1 protein-coding gene is annotated in these 463 nt (G+C 63.9%); it reads left to right on the top strand.

What is annotated here, in order from left to right; genetic code table 11:
- Positions 1-92: 92 nt before the first annotated feature.
- Positions 93-463, top strand: a 371-nt coding sequence (locus DBR34_RS18335) for a hypothetical protein (protein WP_258224111.1), incomplete at its 3' end; no start/stop codon positions are given.

Below are 463 nucleotides of genomic sequence, written 5' to 3'. Positions count from 1 at the left end.
GCTATGGGCAGAATCATCGCGGAAGGGTAATGTTCAGCCCCTTGTGCCTGGCACTGCCTAAACTATCCACCTTGTCCACTTCCCTGTTGCCAATGAAATCCGCTTCGTTGCTGAGCCTGACCTGCCTGCTTGGCGGTGCTGCCTCCGTGGCCTGCGCCCAGGACGGCGAGGTCCGGAACCGGGTGGTGATCGTGGAGAACGTGAAGTTCGATTACGCCCAGGTGCTGAACGTCGAGCCGGTGTTCCAGACCCTGCGCGCCACTCGCACCGAAGAACACTGCGAGCCTGTCTCCACGCGCACGCTGGCCCCGGTCAACGTCACCGGCGAAGAACCGCAGGAAGACAAAGGCCGGTTCGGCCGTTTCATGGACTCGGTGCGCTCGATCTTCCGCCGCGAAGACGGCACCGAGGAAGTGGCGCCGGTGGCCGAAGCGCCTGCACCGGCAGCCAACAACGGCCCGCT

The organism is Stenotrophomonas sp. HMWF003 (assembly GCF_003061285.1).
GTDB lineage: Bacteria > Pseudomonadota > Gammaproteobacteria > Xanthomonadales > Xanthomonadaceae > Stenotrophomonas > Stenotrophomonas maltophilia_AP.
The sequence above is the reverse complement of the archived record's forward strand: the minus strand, read 5'-3'. Positions and strand labels throughout refer to the sequence as shown.